Annotated in this window: 13 protein-coding genes; 9 read left to right on the top strand and 4 right to left on the bottom strand. The window is 62.3% G+C overall.

The features are described from left to right. Positions 1 to 10 precede the first annotated feature (10 nt). A complete protein-coding gene (locus tag OKQ63_RS03410) occupies positions 11 to 1,945 on the bottom strand; it encodes a PrkA family serine protein kinase (RefSeq protein ID WP_264212569.1) in 1,935 nt (644 codons plus the stop codon). 733 nt (positions 1,946 to 2,678) lie between these two features. Here OKQ63_RS03410 and OKQ63_RS03405 point away from each other — a divergent pair. The 4 genes from OKQ63_RS03405 (at position 2,679) to OKQ63_RS03390 (ending at position 10,059) form a co-directional block, all read left to right on the top strand. Beyond that, positions 2,679 to 5,210: an Ig-like domain-containing protein gene (locus OKQ63_RS03405; RefSeq protein WP_264212568.1), complete on the top strand. Its 2,532-nt coding sequence runs from the start codon at positions 2,679 to 2,681 to the stop codon at positions 5,208 to 5,210. Positions 5,211 to 5,282: 72 nt separating this feature from the next. Next, positions 5,283 to 6,575 (top strand): TolC family protein, encoded by a 1,293-nt coding sequence (locus OKQ63_RS03400; protein WP_264212567.1) that lies wholly within the window; start codon positions 5,283 to 5,285, stop codon positions 6,573 to 6,575. Continuing rightward, complete coding sequence (locus OKQ63_RS03395) at positions 6,572 to 8,884, top strand: type I secretion system permease/ATPase (RefSeq protein WP_264212566.1); 2,313 nt, start codon at positions 6,572 to 6,574, stop codon at positions 8,882 to 8,884. The genes OKQ63_RS03400 and OKQ63_RS03395 overlap by 4 nt, the downstream gene beginning before the upstream one ends. Beyond that, positions 8,881 to 10,059, top strand: a complete 1,179-nt coding sequence (locus tag OKQ63_RS03390; RefSeq protein ID WP_264212565.1) for an HlyD family type I secretion periplasmic adaptor subunit — start codon at positions 8,881 to 8,883, stop codon at positions 10,057 to 10,059. The genes OKQ63_RS03395 and OKQ63_RS03390 overlap by 4 nt, the downstream gene beginning before the upstream one ends. 65 nt (positions 10,060 to 10,124) lie before the next feature. Here the strand turns inward: OKQ63_RS03390 and OKQ63_RS03385 are convergent, their stop codons facing one another. Continuing rightward, positions 10,125 to 10,838, bottom strand: coding sequence for a trypsin-like serine peptidase (locus tag OKQ63_RS03385; protein ID WP_264212564.1), 714 nt, complete (start codon positions 10,836 to 10,838; stop codon positions 10,125 to 10,127). Positions 10,839 to 11,443: 605 nt separating this feature from the next. Between OKQ63_RS03385 and OKQ63_RS03380 the strand changes: the two genes are divergently transcribed. From OKQ63_RS03380 to OKQ63_RS03360, 5 genes are all read left to right on the top strand, one after another. Further along, positions 11,444 to 13,816, top strand: coding sequence for a methyl-accepting chemotaxis protein (locus OKQ63_RS03380; protein WP_264212563.1), 2,373 nt, complete (start codon positions 11,444 to 11,446; stop codon positions 13,814 to 13,816). A gap of 1,110 nt (positions 13,817 to 14,926) precedes the next feature. After that, positions 14,927 to 15,658, top strand: a complete 732-nt coding sequence (locus OKQ63_RS03375) for a response regulator (RefSeq protein ID WP_264212562.1) — start codon at positions 14,927 to 14,929, stop codon at positions 15,656 to 15,658. A gap of 93 nt (positions 15,659 to 15,751) precedes the next feature. Next, entirely contained in the window at positions 15,752 to 18,013 is a 2,262-nt protein-coding gene (locus tag OKQ63_RS03370) for a sensor histidine kinase (protein ID WP_264212561.1), read from the top strand. Beyond that, positions 18,010 to 18,504 carry a response regulator gene (locus OKQ63_RS03365; protein WP_264212560.1) on the top strand — a complete coding sequence of 165 codons (495 nt, stop codon included), beginning with the start codon at positions 18,010 to 18,012 and terminating at the stop codon, positions 18,502 to 18,504. The genes OKQ63_RS03370 and OKQ63_RS03365 overlap by 4 nt, the downstream gene beginning before the upstream one ends. After that, positions 18,476 to 19,567 carry a sensor histidine kinase gene (locus tag OKQ63_RS03360; protein WP_264212559.1) on the top strand — a complete coding sequence of 364 codons (1,092 nt, stop codon included), beginning with the start codon at positions 18,476 to 18,478 and terminating at the stop codon, positions 19,565 to 19,567. Before OKQ63_RS03365 ends, OKQ63_RS03360 begins: the two co-directional genes overlap by 29 nt. Positions 19,568 to 20,337: 770 nt before the next feature. Here OKQ63_RS03360 and OKQ63_RS03355 read toward each other — a convergent pair. Both OKQ63_RS03355 and OKQ63_RS03350 read right to left on the bottom strand, forming a co-directional pair. After that, entirely contained in the window at positions 20,338 to 21,006 is a 669-nt protein-coding gene (locus OKQ63_RS03355; RefSeq protein WP_264212558.1) for a GntR family transcriptional regulator, read from the bottom strand. Between the two features lie 102 nt (positions 21,007 to 21,108). Then, positions 21,109 to 21,723 (bottom strand): helix-turn-helix domain-containing protein, encoded by a 615-nt coding sequence (locus tag OKQ63_RS03350; RefSeq protein WP_264212557.1) that lies wholly within the window; start codon positions 21,721 to 21,723, stop codon positions 21,109 to 21,111. Positions 21,724 to 21,773 lie beyond the last annotated feature (50 nt).

Below are 21,773 nucleotides of genomic sequence, written 5' to 3'. Positions count from 1 at the left end.
GCGCTCCTCTTTAGCCCGCCTTGTTGACGCGCATGTACCATTCGACCAGACGCCGCACCTGGCGGTCGGTATAGCCATGGCCGCGCATCCGCTCGACGAACTCCTGATGCTTGCCTTCGGTCTTGCTGTCCTTCTTGGACCCGAAGGAAATCACCGGCAGCAGTTCCTCGACCTGGCTGAACATGTGCTTCTCGATCACGTCGCGCAGCTTCTCATAGGAGTTCCAGGCCGGATTCTTGCCGGTGTTTGCGCGGTGGCGCAGGGCAAATTTGACGACCTCGTTGCGGAAATCCTTGGGGTTGGCGATGCCGACCGGCTTTTCGATCTTGCTGAGCTCCGCATCCAGAACCTCGCGGTTGTAGAGCTGGCCGGTATCGGGGTCCTTGTAGTCCTGCTCCTCGATCCAGGCGTCGGCATAGGAGATGTAGCGGTCAAACACGTTCTGGCCGTATTCGGTATAGCTTTCGAGGTACGCCTTCTGGATCTCGTTGCCGATGAACTCCTCATAGCGCGGCGCCAGCTCGGTCTTGATGAACTCAAGGTACTTCTGTTCCGTCTCCTGCGGGAACTGCTCGCGCTTGATCATCTGCTCCAGCACATACATCAGGTGCACCGGATCCGCCGCCACCTCGTTGGTGTCGAAGTTGAAGGTGGTGGAGAGCACCTTGAAGGCGAAACGGGTCGAGATGCCGTTCATGCCCTCGTCCACGCCGGCCCGGTCCTGGTATTCCTGCACCGTCTTGGCCTTGGGATCGGTGTCCTTCAGGCTCTCGCCGTCATAGACCCGCATCTTCGAGTAGAGGTTCGAGTTTTCATGCGGCTTCAGGCGGGTCAGCACCGAGAACCGGCTGAGGATCTTCAGCGTCTCCGGCGCACAGGGGGCGTCGCGCAGCTCGCTGTGCTCGATCAGCTTGTCATAAATCATCGACTCGTCGGAGACGCGCAGGCAATAGGGCACCTTGACGATCGACACCCGGTCGATGAAGGCCTCATTGTTCTTGTTGTTTTTGAAGGACTGCCATTCGCTTTCATTGGAATGGGCCAGGATCAGGCCATTGAACGGGATCGCACCAAAGCTTTCGGTGCCCATGTAGTTGCCTTCCTGGGTCGCCGTCAGCAGCGGGTGCAGCATCTTGATCGGCGCCTTGAACATCTCGACGAATTCCAGAACCCCCTGGGTCGCCCGGTTCAGGCCACCGGAGAAGCTGTAGGCATCCGGGTTGTCCTGGCTGAAATGCTCCAGCTGGCGGATGTCGACCTTGCCGACCAGGGTCGAGATGTCCTGATTGTTCTCATCCCCCGGCTCGACCTTGGCGACACAGATCCGGCGCAGCCGCGACGGGTACAGGCGCACAACCGAAAACTTGTTGATATCGCCGTCAAATTCATCCAGCCGCTGCACGGCCCAAGGCGACATCAGCCCGGGCAGCCGGTGCTGGGCGATGCCGTATTCCTCTTCCAGAACCTTGCCCATGCGGACCGGGTCGAACAGGCCCAGGGGGCTTTCGAAGATCGGCGATACCTGATTGCCGGCCTTCAGAACATAGATCGGCTGGTCCTCCATCAGGCGCTTCAGCCGTTCCGCCAGCGAGGATTTGCCGCCGCCGACCGGCCCCAGCAGATAGAGGATCTGCTTGCGCTCTTCCAGACCTTGCGCGGCGTGGCGGAAGTAGCCGACGATCCGCTCAATCGTGTCTTCCATGCCATAGAAGTCGTGGAAGGCGCTGTAGCGCTTGATCGTTCGGTTCTGAAAGATTGGCCCGAGCCGGGAGTCCTTGGACGTGTCCACCAGCTCCTCTTCGCCAATTGCCTTCAGCATCCTCTCGGCGACGTTCGCGTACAGGCTTGGATCGTCGCGGCAGGCGTTCAAATACTCCTGCAGCGGCATCTCCTGCTCGCGGGTTTCGCCGTACTGCTCTGCAAAAAGTTCGGCAATGTCTTTCATCTTGGATCAAGCCTCCTGGTTAACTGGCGCCGTTCCTCCTGGCGTATGAATTCGCGCACGGACAGAGAGTGCCCAGCACGTGGGCAAGGGTGTCCGCGTCAGTGTTGAGTTCTGATTTCTGCTCGGCGCCGCTGCTGGCGTCATACGTCCGGCTGGCCGCTCTTGGCGGCGGCCTGCGCCCGGAGTCCAGGGCTGTCGGCGTCGTGTTACTTACTCTCGAGCTTACACCAATTACGAACTTCTTCCTATCTGAAAGTGGTGTACTTTTAATTAATTGCCAGAAACTTTTGCGGGAAATTTTCTTCACATCGCGGCGATCCCCCTCTCGGAACGGCCCTTCTGCAACGCGGCATTTCAAGGGCTTCCGCATATATTTCCATCAAGGATAGAAGGGGCGCGGATCAAGTCGCCCTTGCAGTGTTCCGCAGCTTGAAAAACCTGCGCTTCCAATGCTCGGTCTGCCGGAACTGCCGTCACATCCCGGCATGACGGGCGGAGGCGCTCCATCACAGTGTCGTGAAAAACCTTAAAATATATGCGGCAGACAAGACACGGTCGCCACCAAATCTGCTTCAACCGCGGCGCCCATGTACTGGACAGCTTAACTAAAATTGTCACAGTATGGCCCCAAAATGGCCGCGAAAGACGGCCGCTTGGCAAAACTACAGGCAACGGAACCACGCAGCGCGCGCCGGATTATGGCACCGCCGCGAACAGATAAGCGGTAACACTAATGAGCACGGTCGCATTTATTACCCGCGATATGGCGGGCACTACACAGCATGGGAATTTCTCCGAAGGCACACCGGCGCGCATTGATGCCGCCCAAGCCAAAGATATCTCGCTGAACCTCAGCCCGGCAGATGTCGAAAGTTACGCCCGTCAGGGCGGCGACCTGCACATTGCCCTGGCGAACGGCCAGGAGCTGGTGCTGGAAAACTACTATTCATACGACGCCGCGGGCGGCAAGAACCTGTTCCTCAGCCAGGAAGGCGAATTCATCGAAGTGGTGCTGGAAGATAAATCCAGCGGCATGCTGTTTGCCACCTATGAACCGCTTGATCTGACGGGCAAGTGGAGCGCCTATGACGAAATGGTGTTCCTCGACGTCGACCGGATCGAGCCGGTGGTGGCACCGCTGGCCGCACCGCTGTTCGGCGGGCTGGGCGCGGCCGGGGCTGCCGCAGGGGTGGTCGGCGCCGCGGTTGTTGCCGGCGGCGGCGGTGGAGACGGCGGCGGCGGCGGCGGCACGAACGGCATCGTTCCGACAGTTGACAACCCGGATGCAACGTACCCGGTTTCCGGCTCGACCACGGAACCGGTGGAAATCACCGGCACCGGCGCGCCGGGCTCCGAGGTCACAGTCACAGTCGGCACCTCAACCGCGACCACGACAGTGGATGATGACGGCAATTGGGAAGTTGCCTTCCCGGTGGATGACCTGCCCGCAGACGGCAACTACGATTCCACCGTTCACGTCACTGATCCGAATGGCACCGAGTTCGACCTGGACGGGCCGGCAGTGGTGATCGACACTGTTGCGGATGTCGCGCTCGACGACGGCCAGGCTGGCGGCGACGACATGATCAACGCCGAAGAGGCCGCCGATGGCGTAACGCTGACCGGCACCGCCGAAGCAGGTGCAACCGTCGAAGTCACCTTCCAAGGCGTTACCCGGACGGTGACCGCAACTGACGCAGGCACTTGGAGCGCGGACTTCGCCGCATCTGAAATTGCCTCCGGTGAATACGACTCCGAAGTGACGGCGACGGCGACCGATGCCTTTGGCAACACGGATACTGTCACCGGGACCATCCGCGTGGATACCACGACATCGGTGGAGATTGATTCCGGCCAGGCCGGCGGCGACGATCTGGTCAACAACGCCGAAGCCGCAGCCGGTCTGACACTGACCGGCACCGGCGAGCCGGGCGCAGCAGTCAGCGTCACCGTTGAGGGCGTCACCCGTTCCGCCACGGTTGATGCAGACGGCAACTGGGCCGCCGAATTCGAAGCGGGCTCGCTGCCGGCCGGGGAGTACGGCACCACGGTCAGCGTGACCTCGACAGACGAGGCCGGCAACACTGCGACGGCAACCGCCGATCTGCAGGTGGACACATTGGTTGACCCCCTCACCCTTGAGTCCGGCAGCATCGAAGGCGACAACACCGTCAACAAATCGGAACGCAGCGACGGCGTGACCCTGACCGGCACGGTGGAACCGGGCTCGACCGTAGTGGTGCAACTGGGCGATGCGACGCAAACCGCCACGGTGGACGCGGACGGCAACTGGAGCGCGGATTTTGCGGCCTCCGACATTGCCAAGGGCAGCTATGACGCGGACATTGTCGTGACGGCCACGGATGCCGCGGGCAATACTGCGGAAATCACCGACAGCGTGGCAATCGACACGGAGGTTTCACCCTTCACCGCAGACAGCGAGCAGACCGATGATGACGTGGTGAATCTGGCGGAACGCACTGCCGGCCTCACCATGACCGGCACGGTGGAACCCGGGTCGGTTGTCGAGGTCACGGTCGAAGGGGTGACCCGGACCGCCACCGTGGATGCCGATGGCAACTGGAGCGCCGCATTCGAAGCCGGCGACCTGCCCGGCGGCACCTACACCAGCCGGGCGGAGATCACCGCGACCGATGCCGCCGGCAACACGCAGACCCTGACCGAAACCTTTGAGGTCGACACCGAATACGACGCACCGGACATCGGCGATGTAATCAGCACCGGCGCAGGCGTCAGCGGCTTTTTCAGCGACGACTTCGAAGCCGGCGACACTGCGCATGAGCTGACCAGCGCCGGCGGTGTGTCCGATGTGACCGGCACCGAAACCGACCTCGGCAACGGCAGGACCCTGTTCGACTTCGACGCCGACGTGCCGGACGGATCGCATCTGGTCGTCAACCGGGTGGATGACGCCGGCAACAGCTCCGGCACCATGGTGGTCCTTGAGGACGGCGCGGACGCGGATGTTCTGGATCACGCAGGCCTGTCGCAGTTCAACATCGACGAGCTGAACCTGGTGCATGCGGATGCCGTCGACCTGACCCTGACCGAAGCGGACATCAAAGCGCTGTCGGGCAACTCCGACACCCTGACCGTGCACGGCGGGGCAGATGACACGCTCACCATAACCGGGGCAACTGCCGACGGCACCGAGACCATCGATGGCGAGACCTACAACGTCTACACCATTGGCGACGACGGCACCTCTCTGGTTGTCGACGAAGACGTCAACGTCGTGATCTGATCTACCGGCCCGGCGGTTTCTGCTGCCGGGCCCAATACATCAGAAGCCTTGAACAAAAGGGCATAGGGCAGAATGCAACCGGCACGCTTTCTTTGCGCCATCGCAGCGATGTGCAGCCTGTCGGCATGCGCCCAGACCCTGCCGTTCGGCGGGTCCGAAAGCACTGCGGCCACTGCTCCGCGCAGCAATTTCGCACAATCAGGCGAGACCTCTTCCGAGGTAATCCGCCAGCTGATGGAGCGCCGCTCGCTGCTGGCACGGGACAGCGCCTACGGCCAGGTGGCCGAAGCCGCCATTGCCGCTTCCTCCCGCGCGGCCGAAGCGGAGCTGATCAGCGCCAAGCTGCGCGCCGAGGCCGCCTCCAAGAACTGGCTGCCGACACTGGGCCCGTCGGTCAGCCTGACCGACTTGGGCGACCTGGTCGCGGGGCTGCTGATAGAACAGGTTCTGTTCGACAACGGCCGCCGCAAGGCCGAACGCGCATTTGCCGCCGCCGATGTCGAGGTGGCCGCAGTCAGCCTGTCTGAGGACATGAACAGCCGGGTCGAAACTGCAGTCGGCCTTTATGCCGCGGCGCTGCGCGGTGACGAAAAGGCCGCCTATGGCAGCCGCGCGCTGCAGCGGATGCAGGAATTCCGCCGGATTGTGCAGGGCCGGGTCGATGGCGGCGTCTCCGACCGCGCCGACCTCAATGTGGTGGACAGCAAGATCAGCGGCATCCGCACCGCCTCGGCCACCGCCCGGGACGCCGCCGCCACCGCGCGTGCAGAGCTGCAGGCGATGACCGGCCGGTCCTTCCCGCAAAAACCCGCGCATCTGGAAATCGGCACCCCGCCGGAGCAGGTGCAGTTCCTCTCCGTGCTCAGGGCCGGTGCCGAAGCGGACCGCACCATAGCCCAGGCCAAGTCCGGCCGCGCCGGCCTGCTGCCGCAGGTTTCGGCCGCAGGCAATGTGACCACCGACGGCTCAGGCGCCGGCCTGACGCTGGGCGTTGGGCAGCCGCTGGGTCTGGGCACGCCCGCCGCCATTCAGGCGCTGGAAGCCACCAAGGAGGCCGCCACCCGCCAGATCGGCGAGGCCGAGGAGGCCGCCCGCCGCACCTACAGCCGCCAGGTGCAGCAGATCGCCTCCTACCGGCGCCAGGAGGCTGAGACGGCCGCGCTGGTGCGCCGCAGCCGCGAGACCTACACCCTGTTCCAGAAGCAGTTCGAGGCCGGCCAGCGGCCGGTGATGGAGGTGATCCAGGTCTATGAGGAGCTGGTGCGCCGCGAGCAGGCCTATATCGAGGCAAAATATGAAGTGGTGCTGATCCAGCTGCAGCTGGCGCGCGGCCTGGGGCTGCTGGCCGATGGGGACAAGATTTGAACGATACGACGCAAAAGCCGCCCCGTCCGCTGCCCGCCTCCGGCAAAAAGCCGGTGCTGCGGGCCGTGCCCGCTGCCGGCAGCGCCGGATCAGTCCCGGACATCAGACCGGCGGCAAACTCCCCTGCTCCGGCACCAGCCCCCAAGCCGAAAGCAAAGCCGCAGCCGCAGGAGGCCCAGCCCGAAGTCGGCTCGCTGCTGGAGGGCGCCGCCGCGCGCATTCAGCACCGCGCCAGCCTGGTCGCCACTCTCGCCGCGCTGAAGGGCTGCGAAGTGCCGGTCAGCGACATCGCCGCGTTCCTGTGGAGCGAGACCCCCGGCGATCTGTCCCTGCACACGCTGGCCAAGGCAGTGCATTCGGCCGGGCTGCAGCCCAGGGTCCTGGAAAAGCAAGCGCTGAACCCGGCCCTGTGGCCGGCACTGGCGGTCATGTCCGGCGGCCAATGCGTGCTGGTGCTGAGCCAGGCCGAAGACGCGCTGACCATCTACGACACCTCCTGTGCGGACAACCGCACTGAGGTGCCGCTGGCAGAGTTCAGCCCCTATTTCACCGGCACCGTGCTGTCGGCCCGCCCCTCGCTCAAGCAGATGGCGGCAAAACACACGCCGCAGATCGATCCGGGCCATTGGTTCTGGAGCGAGTTCCCGAAATACCGCCGCCAGGTGGGCGAGATCATGCTCGGCTCGTTGGTGGCCAACATCCTGGCGGTCTCGGTCGCGCTGTTCAGCTTGCAGGTCTATGACCGGGTGGTGCCGCATCAGTCGCACGCCACGCTGTGGGTGCTGGCCGTCGGCGCCTTCCTCGCCATTGCTCTGGAAGCAATGCTGAAACTGGCCCGCGCGCGCCTGACCGATGCCGCAGGCCGCCAGATCGAGCTGTCGGTGCAGCACAACCTGATGCGCCGCCTGATCGGCATGCGCTCGGACAAGAAGCCGCTGCCGCCCTCCGGCCTGTTTGCCGCCATGCGCGACTTCAGTTCGGTGAGGGAGTTTTTCACTTCCTCCACCATCTCCACGCTCGCCGATATTCCCTTTATCGCTGTCTTCCTGCTGCTGGTGGCCTCGATTGCGGGCCCGGTAGTCTGGGTGATCATCGCCGGCGGCATCCTGATGCTGCTGCCTGCCTATTTCATGCAGAAGAAGATGATCGCGCTGACCCGCCAAACCCAAGGCGCAAACGCCAAAGCGGGCCGGCTGCTGCATGAAGTGGTGACCGAGCTCGACACCGTGAAGACCCAGCGCGGCGAAGAACGGGTGCTGCGGCTGTGGGATGAGCTGAACACACTGTCGTCGCATTCCGCAACCGAGCAGCGCAAGCTGTCCAGCGCCCTCACCTACTGGTCGCAAGGGGTGCAGCAGGCCACCTACATCACCGCCGTGGTGCTGGGCACGCTCTTGGTGTTTGCCGGCGAATTCACCGTCGGCACCATCATCGCCACCGGCATCCTGACCAGCCGCACGCTGGCGCCGCTGACCCAGTTCGCCGCCACGCTGGCGCGCTGGAGCAACGTCAAGGCGGCGCTGGAAGGACTGGACGCCATCGCCCAGGCGCCGCAGGAGAAAGAAAAGGAACGCACCTACCTGCGCCGCCAAAAGGTCGAGGGCCGGTTCGAACTGCGCGACATCCTGTTCCGCTACGACGACGACGCCGCCCCTACCGTGGATGTGCAGGCGGTTGCGGTCACGCCCGGCCAGCGGGTCGCGGTACTGGGTGTCAATGGCTCTGGAAAATCCACCCTGCTCAAGCTGCTGTCAGGTCTTTATGCGCCCGACCGGGGGCGGATTCTGCTGGACGGCACCGACATGGCGCAGATCGACCCCCGCGACCTGCGCGCAAACATCGGCTACCTCAGCCAGGACGTCCGCCTGTTTGCCGGCACCCTGCGCGACAACCTGAACCTCAACCAGCTGGAGCGCGATGACGAGCGGCTGATGGAGGCGCTGGAATTCGCAGGCCTCGGTGCCCATGTGCGCAGCCACCACAAGGGGCTGGACCTGGAGATCAGCGACGGCGGCCACGGGCTGTCGATCGGCCAGCGCCAGTCGATCGGCTGGGCGCGGCTGTGGTTGCAGGACCCGTCCGTCGTGCTGCTGGATGAACCCACTGCCGCACTGGATCAGACCCTGGAACGCACCCTCGTCAGCCGTCTGGAGACTTGGCTGGAGGGCCGCACCGCGGTAATCGCCACCCACCGGATGCCGATCCTGTCGCTCACCAACCGCACATTGATCCTGCAGTCGGGCCGGATGGTGGTGGACGGGCCGCGCGATCAGGTTCTGGCCCATCTGGCCGCAGGAGAAGGCAAATGACCATGGCCCTGCATGACCCCTACGGAAACGCCGAAACCCCTCGCAGCGCCAGCCGCATCATCTACCTGGTGCTTGCCGCCCTGCTCGCCTTCCTGATCTGGGCCGCCTTTGCCTCGATCGATGAAATCGTCCGCAGCGAGGGCCAGATTGTCTCCTCGTCCCGTGCGCAGATCGTGCAGAACCTCGAAGGCGGCATCCTGGCCGAGCTGCATGTGCGCCAGGGCGACATCGTCACTGCCGGTCAGATGCTGGCCAAGCTGCAGGACACCAAATTTCGCACCGCCGCCGACGAGCTGCAGAACCAGATCGACGCGCTGGAGATCAAGCGCTACCGGCTGGAGGCGCAGATGAAGGGCGCCTTTGAATTTGCTGTGCCGGAGATGCTGGCGCTGCGGTCGCCTGGCATCCTGGCATCTGAACGGGGGCTGCTGGCCGCGCGGCAGACCGATTTCACCAGCCGGCGCGACAGCGCCCGGCAGATCCGGGACCAGCTGAATGCGGAGCTGGCCAATATGGAGCAGCTGCACAAGCAGAAGATCGTGGCGCTGATCGAAGTGAACAAGGCACGCAATGCGGCCACAGATGCCCGCGCCAAATACAATGAGATCGGCACCCTGGCGGAGCTGGAACAGGCCGAGGAATACGCGCGCACCCTGCGTGAACTCACCACACTGCGCCAGGAGCAGAGGCTAGCGGTGGACCAGCTGAACCGCACCATCATAACCTCCCCCATGGCCGGCATCGTCAACAGCCTGGCCGTCACCACCATCGGCGGCGTGGTCCGCCCCGGCGAGGAGATCCTCGAGATCATCCCCCTGGGCGAGGAGCTGTTCGTCGAGGCGCGGGTGAAGCCCGAGGACATCGCCAGCGTGCAGCCCGGCCAGGCCGCCACCATCAAGCTGTCGGCCTATGATTACACCATCTACGGCGCGCTGCGCGGCAAGGTGGACTTCGTCTCCGCCGACACCTTCGAGGACGAGCGCAGCCCGCGGGCTGAACCGTATTACCGGGTGACGGTGCGGGTGGATAAATCCAGCTTTACCGAACGCCAGCAATCGATCCAGATCCGCCCGGGGATGCGGGCCACGGCAGAGCTGCAGACCGGCGCCAAGACCGTGCTGCAGTATCTGCTGAAGCCGCTCTACAAATCCCGCGAAGCCCTGCGCGAGCCTTGAACCAGAAACCGCTGCCCCTGTTCGGCGGCCGGCGGAATGTTGCCCGGGCCGACGGGAACAGGGGCTCAGCCCGCCCGCCGCAGCAAGTCCCGCAGCGACGCATCCAGCGCTGTTCCGATCGACACCCGGCGGCTGCCCATTGCAGCCTTGGCGGAAATCACCGAAACCAGCCGCGGCGGCAAGCCCGGGCGCATCTCCAGCACCGGCGAGCCCGAAGCGCCGAAGTCCACCAGGCAGGACATCACCAAGGTCCGGCTCTGCCGTGCCAGAACACTGCAGGACCGTTCCAGATTGGGCCGCGTCGCGTGCCTCCGGGTATAAGACAGGACCCCCAGGATATCACCCCGCGCCGCGCCGCTGGACATTGTCAGCGGCTGGATCTGACTGCCGCTGATCGGCCGGTCCAGCTTCAGCACCGCCAGATCGCTGCCGACCTGATGCACGCCTGCGGGACGATAGCGGTATTGCGGATGCATCACCGCCTTCACCACCTGCCGCAAGGCCACGGCCTGCCGCCCCGACAGCCCCGCCTCGAACCAGATCGACGCAGGGTCGACCCGTCCTCCTGTCCGCGGGTCAAACAGGCAATGCGCTGCCGTCAGCACCAGATCCGGCGCCACCAGCGCGCCGGTGCACATGTTTCTGTTGGAGATGTTCAGCCGCCCGACGGCCTCCCATCCTTCTATTGAATTGACGCCTGACCGCGTGTCATCCGCAGCCGCGCCAATGGGCATGCCCAATGTCAGGCATGCCGCAATTGCAGCAATAAAAGGTCTCATAATCCACTCCAGCTTCCCACAGTCGCATCGTCATTCAGGCGTGCGGCTGGAATGAGGCCCAAATTTGCCAGGCCAGGACAGAATCATGGACAGAACGTGGCAGCGTTAACAATTCCCTAACCCCCCGGTTATTGATGCTTAACCATGGCAAAAAAATACTTCGCATTACCAGAAAAACCCGAACAGTCCGGGCAGTTTTTCAGAAAGCCCTCGTAATGCTGAGGAAATTTCCGCCCAGCAGGCCGGATTGCCGGGGCCTGCCCAGCGCCGACGGGCCGATTCGCAATGAGGAATGCGTTAACAATTGCAGCCGCCTTGCCCTGTCCGGCCGGGATGCAGGGCCGCGGTCCGCTTCCCGAGGCTCAGCCGCAAGTCTTAACGTCCTCCGGTCCAAGACCTGCATAATTGGCCCATGCATGCGTCCGGCCTGCTTCGCGCGGGATAACACCGGCGGGCGAACGGTGCCGGGAAAATCGTAAAACCATCGCTAAACCGTACAGGGATTAACCGATCAAAAATCTATCTGACGTTGTATTTGCAGAACTTGCGTCACCAGCATCCGCCAGATGGCACCGCTGCGGGATGCCTCTCCCCTGGAGGTTAGGTTGAAAGTGCTCAAATCATTGAAGATCGCCCACAAACTGCCATTGCTGATCGTCAGCACAACTCTGGCGCTGACCCTCGTGCTGATTGCCGTCAGCACGAACAGTTTCCGGCGCGGGGTACTCCATGACAGCGAAGTCTTCCTGCAGTCGCTGGTGCGCGACCGGGAACTGGCGCTGAACGCCTATCTGGAGGGTATCAACGCCGCCATTCTAACGATCGCATCGGTCCCCTCCACCGCCAAGGCGATGAAGGATCTGGCCGTGACCTGGCCCGCCAGAAGCGGCGAGGCGCAATCGGATGTGCAAAACCTGTCAATGTTCGCCTCCGCCGCTTCCCCCTATGACGTGCATTTTGAGCGCAACCACCCTTCCTTCCGAAGAATGATGGAGAGGATGGGATTTCACGACATCTTCCTGATCAGCCCTGCAGGCGACGTGGTGTTTTCGGTCGCCAAGGAAAGCGATTACGCCACCAGCATGGTCTCGGGCCCCTACCGCGGGACGGATCTGGCCAAGGTGTTCCAGCAGGCCGTATCCGGAGAACCCGGCCGGGTCTATTTCTCCGACATCGCGGCCTATGAACCCAGCGCAGATGCCCCGGCGGCTTTTGCAGCAACCCGCATCCATGACGAAAGCGGCCGGTTTGCGGGCGTATTCGCCCTGCAGGTAGCGATTGACGAAATCGCCGAAATCACCACCAATTTCGGCGGCGAGCTGGAGACACTGGACGTCTACCTGATTGGCGGCGACTTCAAGGCCCGCACCCCGTCGCGCCTGGACGGCGGGCACGGCGTTCTGGAGGAATTGCCGCATGTGCCCTACATCGAAGCAGCCTTCTTTGGCGGCGCGCCGGAGGACGCGGGCGGAACGTCGCAGGCCGGCCCTCCGGTAAGCTTCCACCCCTCCGTCGAAAAGCCGGATGGCCGCACGGTTGCCGCTGTCACGGGGCCTTTCATGGTCCACGGCATCAATTGGGCAATCGTCGCGGAACTGGACCGCGAAGAAATTCTGGCTCCCGCAATCCAGCAGCGCCGGGTCATGCTGCTGATCTCGCTTTCCTGCGCCGCCGCGGTCTCCTTGCTCGGCTGGCTGTTCGCCCGCTCGGTGACCCGGCCGATCGACAGGCTCTGCACCCACATGGAAGCTGTCTCCTCCGGCAACCTCGACACAGTCGTCGAAGCCGCCGGCCGCTTCGACGAAATCGGCAAGATCGGAAAGACGCTGGTGTCGATGCAGGACGACCTGAAACAAGCGCGCGCGGCTGAAGAAGAACGCGCTGAAATGCAGCGGCAGCAGCAAATCATCGTCGAAAGCCTCAGCGCCGGCCTGGTGCGCCTGTCGGCAGGAGACTTTTCGCAACCCATCACCGAGGCCTTTCCGGAGGATCACGAGCAGCTGCGCCATGATTACAACCTGACCTTGGAAACCCTGAACGAAACCGTGCAGCAGGTTGTTGAAGCTTCCGGCAGTATCCGCAACGGCGCTGCCGAGATCAGCCAGGCTTCGGACGACCTGTCGCACCGCACCGAAAGCCAGGCAGCCACGCTGGAGGAAACCGCCGCTGCGCTGGACGAACTGACCGCCTCGGTCACCGCTGCAGCCGAAGGCGCCCGCAGCGTCGAAGCCACCATGGCTGAAGCGCGGGCCGAGGCCGAGGCCAGCGACTCGGTGGTGCAGCATGCCGTGTCCGCAATGACCGAGATCGAGCAGAGCTCGACCCACATCAGCCAGATCATCTCGGTGATCGACGACATCGCCTTCCAGACCAACCTTCTGGCCCTGAACGCGGGTGTCGAGGCGGCGCGGGCAGGCGAGGCCGGCAAGGGATTTGCGGTGGTCGCCTCCGAGGTGCGTGCCCTGGCGCAGCGCTCGTCGGATGCGGCAATGGAGATCAAGACCCTGATCAGCGACAGCACAAAACAGGTGGAGCGCGGTGTCGATCTGGTCGGCAAGGCCGGCCAGGCGCTGCAAAGCATTGTCGAGCGGGTCACTCATATCTCGCAGCTGGTTTCGGGGATTGCCGAAGGCGCTGCCGAGCAGTCGACCGGCCTCGGCGAGATCAACACCGGTGTCACCCAGCTGGATCAGGTGACCCAGCAGAATGCGGCCATGGTGGAACAGGCCACCGCAGCCGGCCACATGCTGAACACCGATGCGAACAAACTTGCTGACTTGGTGGCGCATTTCACAATCAAAGCCCACCCTGCTCCTGCGCCAGGCGCGGCCGCGCCCCGAACACCGGCACAGGACAGCATTGCCTCGCCCGCGCCGCTGGAAGAGATCCGCGGCGGCAAATCCAGCGCACCGGCAGACGAGCCTGGCCAGTCCGCTGCCACAGGCACGGATGATCTGGTCAGGTGGGAGGATTTCTGAAGCCTGCTGAAGCAACTCTCTGCCGAGGGTCGCTTTTTTCTTTCGCCTGGGTGTTGCCAAGCCGCCTATGGTCTAAGGGTTACTGACGCGAGACAAGACCCGTTCCGTCCGCGCCACCGGCGCCAGTACGCAAAAATTCCTCAGCTCGGTTCGCCCCAGGCTGAGGAGCGGAGTTGCCGCCTGACGGCGTTTCGTGGCTTGAAAAGAAACTTGTTTCCCTGTGCCTGATCCGACAGGAGAACTGCCAAGCCAGCGGTGATCTGCTTGTGGTCGTTAGGCGGCGTGCTCAAGCGGAAAACCGTCTTTTCCAGCCCCGGACAAGCAACATACGCGTACTGAGGCAATCTAAACCTGCCAGCCGGCGGCCGCGGCATGCTGTACCCTGCAACTTCCGCGGCATCTGTCGGGACGGCTGCGGCAGACGGTTGCGGAACATCCCTGCCGAATGCTTGGGCCGTGAATCTGATGGCCTCAGCAATCCGCCTGCAGCCGAATCTGCAGAATGAAGCCAAGCAACTACTTTTTCAGCAAGGCTGCGGGTGTACAGAGCCCGAGAGAAGGTATGCTATCCAGCTTCCCCAATCGCCACAGCCTCTTTGCGCGACCGCAGCGTTTTTCCGCAGGCGGGGTCAGGCGTGCAATCCTTAACGGCCATCAGCCGCCGCTGGAGGTCCGCACTGCGGCTGATGTTCTCCCGGCCCGCTGCCCGCATGACAGGCAGCTTCAGCAGCAGGAATCACCAAGGCAATGCTTCTGCCATGTTGCGCCATGCACTGGCTTCCGGCTGTGACGGGCGCTGCCCTGCCGCCTTCCTTCCTGTACAGGACCGTCCAGCAGACTGGAGCTCAACCCGAAGCGGCCTTTGAATTTCCCTCCCTGCCATGTGCGATCCTCAGCCCCCTCCCAAAATCGCAAAGTCATCGAAAATAGCAGGCCGCCTACGCATCTTTAACGTAAAATCAAGGAACCCCTTGCGGAAGCTCAGTTTTCTTTAATCAAATCCCTCAAGATAATAACCCAAGAGAGAGTGGTTTGGTGTTAAAGTATCCTTATGGGTGAATGCCCGGATCTTCGCCGTGTTGTGCAGTGTAGTTAGTAAAGGGGAACAGAATGAGAAATGCCGCGTTTTCAGATATGGCTGCCCCGCCGGTTCTACAGCCAGTCATGCTCAACATCCTGTCGGTCGACGATGATGAGATCGACAGGCTGCGCTTGAACAAGCTGTGCAGCAAAGCCGGGATGAGGGCCGAATTTTTCGAAGCTGCCAACCTGGATGAAATGCGCCAGCAGCTGGACAAGGAACACTTTGATCTTGTGTTTCTGGATCACAACCTGGGCATGGACACAGGACTGGACGCCCTGAAACTGCTCGTGACTCATGAAGAACAGGTTCAGGCCGTTCCCATCATGCTGACGAGCGCGACCAGTTACCAGATCGCTGTTGAGGCCATGCGCCGGGGCTGTGCCGACTACATTGTCAAGGACGAGCTGACGACGGATTCCCTGATCAAATCCATCGCTTCAGCAATCGAACGGCGAGCGCTGTACGGCCAGCTGTCCAGCGCCCGGGCCTCGGAACAGGAGCTGAAACGGATCTTCCGGCGTTTCATCGTTGGCTGCGGCCCTGACCTGCGGCTGCTGCTGAGCCGCACGCTTGCCGGGGTCCGGGTGATCAAGTCGCAGGCCAGGCAGGATGGCAGCGTACCGCCAGCCACGCTGTCGGACGTCTCGATGCTTGAGCGCAGCTGCAAGGATCTGGTTGTGTTCATGGACGACCTCGAAAGCGTGATTGACGAAACCCGGCAGGTCACTGGAAAAAATACGCCCAGTCTGCTCCAGTAGCTGTTTGCTTCGACGGGCCGGCGTCATGCCTTCGCCGGGCCGCTGCCTTGGCCCGTATCCGGGCAGACGGGACACAAACTTTTCGGAGCACGGATGAAACTGAAGACCAAAGTTGCATTGACTGTCTTCTGCGTCATGGGGTTCTTTCTGACGCTGTTTTTCACCGTCGACTACTTGAATGCCAAGCAGCGGGTCCAGAAACTGGTAACCGGGCAGATACTGAGCAATGATGAAATCTATTCGCATTACGCACGCGAGGTGTTTGCCGGCCTTGAAAAGGACTTGAACGCCTTCAGCTCTTTCCCGGCGATTGCCGCAATTATACGCAGCTATAACAGTGGCAGTCAGGTGGATCCGCTCAGCGGCTTGTCACTGGAACAGTCGCGCGAGCAGCTTGAAAAGGTTTTTGCCAGCCTGATCACCAACCGCACCGGCTACACTCAGTTGCGCTTGCTGCTCAATGACGGGAACTGGCAGGAGTTCGTACGGGTAAATGCACGCGATGGCACTGCGGAAATAGTTCCCCCGCATGCGCTGCAGTCCAAGGACGGGGAGCCGTATCTGAAGAACATAGCCGAAAGAGCGGGGAGCAAAGGGTTCTATTATTCCCGATTGACCCGGAACAGAGAGCACGGCCAGGTTTCGGGTCCTCCCACGATCCGCATTGTTCACCCGGTACTGGATGCCGACGGCGCAGTGTTTGGCGCAGTTGTCGTCAATACATCCGCGGAAGTGTTGCTGACACATGCACGCCCCGACATTGCGTCACACTACACGGTCTACCTGGTTACAAACCAACAGGCCGACCCGGACGGCTCCGCCGCGGAACCGGCATTCCTGTTCCATAGCGAACCTGAACGGACGACCCTCCTTCCGCAGGACGTCATGGCGGCTCCGGAAGGTGTCCTCCAACGTTTCGGTGACGCAGGCGACGCCTTCTTCATCTATCCAGTGCGGGGACTTCCGGACAGCCTGCCCTTACGGATCAGAATGGTTACACTGGTGGACCTGGACGGCCTTTTGTCTCCTGCGGTTCAGGAACTGAAGCTCAAGGTTCTTGGTGCGGGTGTGCTGATCCCATTCGCGACCCTGGTCGGCTATTTCGCGACCGCCCGCCTGCTGCGGCCTCTGGAGCATCTGCTCGCGGAAGTCCGTACCAAGGCCAATTCCATGCAGCCCTTGGAAAACAGCTACGCCGGCACAGGGGAGATCCAGGACCTGGCCGCGAGTTTCGCCATTGTCATCACCCAGCTGCAGCGGCAGAGAAACCGCTTGGATGCGATACTGGAAAACGCCGCCGAAGGGGTCATGGCGGTTGATGAAAGCGGCCTGATTGAAGAGGCCAACCCGGCTGTCCAGGAAATCTTCGGCTATTCCGCCGAAGAGCTGCTGGGCAAGCCGCTGGTGCAGCTGATGCGGGACAAGGATGCCTGCGCGCACATGTCATATATCCGGAACGCAGATCTCGGCGGCCGTTCGAAAACCATGTCCGAAACCCGTGAAATCTGGGGCGTGCGCAAAGACGGTTCGCTGGTGCCCCTCGACATTTCGGTCAGCCAGGCACACTATCTGGGCGAGCGCCATTTCATCGGCGTTCTCAAGGATGTTTCGCTGCGCAAACAGGCCGAAGAACAGCGGCAGGCCCTGATCGAGGCGCTCCGGCGTTCCAACAGCGAGCTGGACCAGTTTGCCTATATTGTCTCTCATGACCTGAAGGCGCCCCTGCGGGTCATTCAGAACGCCTCGAATTGGCTCCAGGAAGATCTGGAAGACACGTTGACGCAAGACACCCGCGAAAGCCTCGAACTGCTGCGGAACCGGGCAATGCGGATGGAAAAGCTGCTGGATGACCTCCTGCGCCATTCGCGCATCGGCCGCGTAAGCACCTCGGAGGCCACTGGGACCGGGGCGGAAATTCAGGATGAAATCCTTGCACTGCTGGAAATCCCGAACGGCATGCAGGTGCATTTTTCCAGCCGTTTCAAGGACCTCAATTTCCGGAAGCTTCCCTTGCAGACGGTGCTGCTGAACCTGATAGCAAACGGCATCAAGCACCACGACAAAAGCGAAGGCAACATCTGGGTGGATGTGTCCGAACATGAGGCCAGCTACCGCTTTGCGGTCTGTGATGACGGGCCGGGAATTGCCGAACAATTCCACTCAAGGATATTTGATATTTTCCAAACGCTTAAGCCGAAAGATCACACCGAAGGCAGCGGCATGGGGCTGGCCATTGTGAGAAAGCACATCGAAGTGATCGGCGGTGAAATCTCAGTTCACTCCGATGGCTCCTGCGGAACCTGCTTCCGGTTCACCTGGCCCCGTGCCCCTCTGAAAAAGGAATTGGCAGCATGAACAATCTTTCTGGAACAGCCAACCGTCCGGCGCTGAACATTATCCTTGTCGAGGATGACGACGGTGACGCAAAAGCGCTGCGCCGGGCGTTCCAGCGGGCCAAGATAGCCAATCCAGTGGTCCGGTTTGTCGACGGCGTCGAGGCCCTGGCATTCCTTCGCGGCGAAATGCAGCAGATGCCGCCGCCCAATTTCGTGGTGCTGAGCGATATCAACATGCCGCGCAAGAACGGGATTGAATTGCTGAGGGAAATCCGCGCCGATCCGGTACTGCGCAAGATCCTGTTCATCGTGCTGACAACATCGGAAGACGAACGGGACATCTCCGCGGCCTATGCCAACAACGTGGCCGGCTACATTCTCAAGTCCAAGGCCGGCGACATGTTTGTCGACCTGATGGCCACGTTCGACACATACTGGCGCATTGTCGAGCTGCCCGATATCCACATCAGAAAGGTTTCCGATGACAGCTCTCAACATCCTGATCATTGATGATGATGCGGGCGACCGGAAACTTGTGCGCAGGCTGCTGCAGCAGTTGCACCCGGAGGCCGGGATCGCCGAGGCCGACAGCGGTGAAAACGCTCTGACTTTTGCCGGGCGTCCGGTGGACGTGATCATTCTGGACTATCTGCTGCCGGACGGCACCGGGCTCGACCTGATTGCCCAGCTGCACGAAACCTGGCCGCGGGCGGTTCTGTTCATGACCACCGGCCAAGGGGATGAGGAAATCGCCAAGAGCGTCATTCTAGCCGGTGCCAGCGATTACATCCCCAAATCCGCGATCACCGCCGAAGCACTGCAGCGGATGGTTGCCAACGGGCTGAAAGTTGCGGAAATGCGCTGGCGGATCCAGGAGCAGCAGAATGAGCTGAGACTGTTCACGGATGTGCTGATCCATGACATGCGCGCGCCGCTCAGAGCCATCAAGTTTCTCAGCGAGCAGATTCAAGAGAGTTATCAGAACGGTGAGTTTGACGAGGTAGCCCGGCAATTCGAACTGATGCAGAAATCGGTCCGCAAGACCTCCGACCTCATTGAACGGCTGGCCAGCCACACCAACCCGCATAGCAGCGGCACCGCCGAACATGTCACTGTCGAGAGCTTGTTCGACAGCCTGCGTGCCGTTCTTGCGCAGGATCTGGCGGAATCCGGAGCCAGGATCGAATGGGATTCCGGCGGGCTGAGTGTCTGGTGTTTTCCGCCGGACATCGTCCAGCTGCTGCAAAACCTGATAGGCAATTCGATCAAGTACAGCGGCGGCAGAACGCCCGAGATTTCCGTTGCCGCCGAACCTTCCGGCAACGGCCTGCTGATTTCAGTTGCTGACAACGGCATCGGTGTTCCGCTGGAATACCGGGATAAGATCTTTGAGCCGTTCAAACGTCTGCAACGCGGCAGCGAGCAGCCGGGCACCGGGCTTGGGCTCGCCACCTGCACCAAGATCGCCAAGCGCCATAACGGCACCATCTGGTGCGATCCGCAAACGGAAACCGGAACGACGATCCGTTTTACGATCGGGCTGGAAGCCGGACGGGCACGGCAAACGGCCTGATCGGGCGGCAATCTCAACCTGCCGCACCGCGCAGGGGACCGCGCGTCAGGGCCGATACCTCATTTCCCTTGCCGCGCCGACAGCTGCCAGGTGTCCTGCCTCGGAACGTTCAACGCGGCAAGAGGCCGGGGGATGCCCTGTTCCGAGCTTTGGCGGCAAAGGGAAGGCCGGACGCGACCGGGCAGGCGCGGGGATCCAGCATTACGCAGCCGCGCTGCCCGGCAACGGGTGTTTTGCCCAGGACCGCAGCCGGCCTGTCCAAGACCACCGCCGCATTGGCCGGTTCAAAGAGCTGTTACCGGTGTGTTGAACCCCGCTTTCGCCGCCGCCCGCACATGCCCTGGCGCCGGCGGGCACCCTGCTTCCGCACGCGCCTTTGCGCCTGCCAGATCAATGGCTGCCTTGCTGTTGATTGCATCGGTGAATTCCACGTGAAACGTGCCCTTGGCCGCCCGATCCGGCCTGAGACCACGCACCGCTCCCGCGCCAGCCACGGTCACAGGACAAGCCGCCCGCCGGCGTTGCTGCGCGGCTTCCTTTCGGGTCAGGTGCTTCAGGATCCCGATAAAGCCAACCCGGCCCCGGCAATGGCAATCTGCAGTGCACGGTGCAGGCAAGGCATTTCTCGGGGTGCGGCCGCGGCGCTGCGGTCCAGCCAAGGGGGCCAATCGAGGCTGGCCATGCCAGTTCGGCCAACCGCCGCCGTGCAGTCTGCCTGCAATGCCCCCTTGGCCGGCAAGCGTCCCGCGGCCTGGGTCCGGCACGTCCTGTCACGGTCTCGTCAGAACCGGAAAATGCGCCAGTAGCGAAGCTTTCGCTTCCAGGATATGCGCTCTGGTCAAGCCGGATGCCAGGCGCGCATCCCCTGCCTCGCAGGCCTCCAGGATGGCTAGATGCTCGCGGTCTGCGCGCTCCATTCCGTTGCTCATCACCAGCTGCGCCCGGATGTAACGGTCGATACGGTCCATCGCACCGCTGGCGGCCTCGCGGAAGAATGTCAGCCTGCTGGCACTGTACAGCCTGTCATGGAACGCCCGGTTCAGCAGCCCCCATTCCATCGGGTTCCGCGAGGCGCCGAAGGCGGCGAAATCCGCCCGCGCCTGCACCAGCAGCTCCTGCGGCATCCGTGGCACCGCATCGCGGATGATCTCGGGTTCCAGCAGCGCGCGGAAATCGAAGATTTCCGCGGCCTCATCCGCGGACAGCCCGGCCACGACCGCCCCCTTGAAACGCTGGGTCTTGACCAGCCCGTGCTCTTCCAGCCGGTTGATCGCCTCCCGCACGGGCAGCCGGCTGGTCTTGAAATTGCGCGCGATTTCGTCCTGGCGCAGCGGCTCGCCCTCTTCCAGCCGGCCTTCGATGATGGCCTTGCGCAGCGCCTCGAACACCGCAGCCGAGGCCGAGGCGGATTTCGAGATATCAAAAGGATCCAGTTTCATGACAGCAGCACTCCTTTCACGCAGGTTTATGGGAACCTGCCCGTCCGGAAAAGCGGGTTGACCGGCAGCCCGGCGCTGCAGCCCCTGGGGGCGGCATCGCCGTCACACCTCCAGAGACACCCAAAGAACCCTGGCGTCTTCCTCGCTGATCGACACGCAGCCATGGCCCATACCGCTGTCGTAATAGACGGAATCACCCGGCCCCATGCGCAGCGGCCGGTAATGTTCCGTGTAGAGGATCACCTCGCCGCTCAGCACAAACATGAACTCTTCACCCTGGTGGCGCACCCAATTGTCGAACTCGGTGACGTCACGTGCCTTGATGGTGCTGATATACGGCACCATCCGCTTGCTGGTCAGCTCATTGCACAGCAATTCGTGATCGTAGGTAGCGGTGTCCTTATGCTCGCCCTGCCCGGTGCGGGTGAAGTCCCGCCGCCCGGTCACACCGCTTTGCCCGGACTGCAGGAACAGCTGCGGCGTTTCCAGCTCCAGCGTCTGCATCAGACGGCGGATAATTTCGAAACTCGGGCGGGTCTGATTGTTCTCGATCTTCGATAAAGTGGACCTGCCAATGGCCGCGGCCTTGGCCGCTTCCTCCAGCGTCAGCCCCTTATCTTTGCGGGCATCGCGAATCATTTTTCCCAGGACTTCCCCGTCCGGGGCCTCCATGACCTCGGGGCCGAGCCCCGTTTCTTCTGAGGGAATTGGTTCCATTTCTGCGAATTCTCCTGATCCGCAAACAGCTTAGCTTTGATGTATCCGCG

The sequence above is a fragment of the Leisingera thetidis genome (assembly GCF_025857195.1).
In the GTDB taxonomy this organism is placed as follows: domain Bacteria; phylum Pseudomonadota; class Alphaproteobacteria; order Rhodobacterales; family Rhodobacteraceae; genus Leisingera; species Leisingera thetidis.
This window is presented reverse-complemented; position numbering and strand designations above follow the sequence as displayed.